This is a genomic window from Bradyrhizobium sp. NAS96.2 (assembly GCF_001908235.1).
Classification (GTDB): domain Bacteria; phylum Pseudomonadota; class Alphaproteobacteria; order Rhizobiales; family Xanthobacteraceae; genus Bradyrhizobium.
On sequence record NZ_LGHK01000291.1, the window covers coordinates 1 to 1,886 of the forward strand.

The 1,886-nt window shown below is 58.5% G+C and carries 2 protein-coding genes and 1 pseudogene; 1 reads left to right on the forward strand and 2 read right to left on the reverse strand.

Translation table 11 applies throughout. The annotated features are described in order from the left end of the window. Positions 1–166: pseudogene (locus AC628_RS46275) on the reverse strand (tetratricopeptide repeat protein); the annotation flags it as partial. An 81-nt stretch (positions 167–247) separates the two neighbouring features. On the opposite strand from AC628_RS46275, the gene AC628_RS39885 reads away from it, so the two are divergent. Beyond that, positions 248–1,207: an acyltransferase family protein gene (locus tag AC628_RS39885; protein ID WP_083633307.1), complete on the forward strand. Its 960-nt coding sequence runs from the start codon at positions 248–250 to the stop codon at positions 1,205–1,207. A gap of 432 nt (positions 1,208–1,639) precedes the next feature. Here AC628_RS39885 and AC628_RS39890 read toward each other — a convergent pair. After that, the coding region (locus AC628_RS39890; protein ID WP_143202061.1) for a tetratricopeptide repeat protein at positions 1,640–1,886 on the reverse strand (247 nt) is incomplete at its 5' end.

Genomic DNA, 1,886 nt, shown 5'->3' on the forward strand with positions numbered 1-1,886 from the left:
TGCCGCGCAGCATGAGGGAATATCCCTGGTCGTTCAGGATCTGCACGGTCTCGCCGCCAAGCCGGATCGCCTGCGCATAGGCCTGATCGGCAAGATCGAAGCGGCGGATCTTGTCGTAGCTCGCCGCGAGCCCGACCCAGGCGGTCACGTCCTTTGGCGATTTGCATGTCCTGTAGCGCAGGAAATGTTGGAGCGGCGGAGTAGATTGTACGCCGCGATGACATTACGGTGAGCGTCGGAGGAGCCTATGCGCTCAGAGCCGCTCGATGTTGTTCGTGGATTGGCAATCTCGATGGTGATCGCCTGCCACTATTTCGGCTTTCAGTTAGGAGTGCTGGGTGTCGATCTGTTTTTCGTGCTCAGCGGCTACTTGATCGGAGGCATTCTGCTCGATAGCCGAGACCAGCCGGGATATTTTACGTCGTTTTATGGCAGACGTGCTTTCCGCATCCTGCCGCTCTATTGGCTCCTGCTGGCCGTCGCTACTCCTCCGTACTGGGGCTACTACCTGTTCTTCGCCCAAGCGATCCCGTGGGTGCAGCACGGATACCCATTCCGAGAACCCGCCTTTCTCAGCTGGTCCCTGGCCATTGAGGAACAGTTCTACCTGCTCCTGCCTGCCATAATTTTCTGGCTTCCGCGCCGCTGGCTGGTCCGTGTGCTCTGGTGCGGCGTAGTGTTTGCGCCAATATGGCGATGGGGACTGCATTACTATCTAGCCGATCAGTCGTGGGAGTACCTGCTCCCTGGTCGTTTCGATGACCTGTTCGGCGGTGTCCTTATAGCTAGCTATAGGCGCGGCTATTGCCGTTCAAGCCTTCTTTGGTTTGCCTTGGCCTGTAGCGCGCCGCTCCTCGACGTGGCCTACTGGATAATCATCGAGCCGTTCCCGCCGATGTCCATCATTGCTCTAATGTGTTGCGCAATAACCGCCTCTGCGGCTTCCACAGGGCAGCGTGTGGTGCTCCTCCGTCCACTCATTTGGGCGGGACGCCGCTGCTACGCGCTCTACCTGTTCCACATTGTCGTTATCAACTCACTGGTCGGACGCTGTGAATACCCGGCCTATGTCGCGCTGCTGCTCGTATGCATTCTAGCCGAAATAAGCTGGCGCGCGATTGAGAACCCGTTGATCCGGTACGCGGCAAAGCGGTTCACACCCACCATTCAGGTAGAACCGACTGGAGGCGAAGCAATACCCAACTGATCGTCCCGGGAGGACCCATACGATGAAGATTTTTGGATTGACACGCAAACGAAACGGCTCCGGGGCGAGCCTGATACGCATGAGGACAAAACAGCGGCGGTAACCGTGTTGCCAAGCCGAGAATTCTCCAAGACCCCGCTTCGCAACAGATCCTGGCTCCTGGCAATCCGCCGCGCAGGCAACAAGACGACCGCGGATTCCATCCTCAGATTCGAGGGAAGTGCTTGGACGAATTTCCGCGTTGCGATTACCGAATAGCAGCTTTCGGCTATCGAGCTTTAATGGGCAAATAGATCGCAAACCCGATTTGGTTCGCAAATCGACCGCTCCAATGGGGAGAGGTCGAGCGCGCGGGCAAGGCGAAGCGATCTAAGTTCATCGCGCCTTGGTCGGCCGCGGCGGCATCAAACTGCCGCCTTGGGGTCGATCAGACTACGGCTGATTGTTCGGCGGCCGCTCGATGAACTTCCGGCTGCCGTTGAGAAGCTCGAGGTTGTTGGCGATGACCGGGTTACCCGGATCGAGCGCATACGCCTTCTCGAACTTGCGCCGCGCGCCGTTCAGATTGCCGCGCAGCATGAGGGAATATCCCTGGTCGTTCAGGATCTGCACGGTCTCGCCGCCAAGCCGGATCGCCTGCGCATAGGCCTGATCGGCAAGATCGAAGCGGCGGATCTTG

Excerpts from the sequence above, each read along its gene's own strand:
- AC628_RS39885 (WP_083633307.1), top strand. The coding sequence starts at position 248 with ATGCGCTCAGAGCCGCTCGATGTTGTTCGTGGATTGGCAATCTCGATG.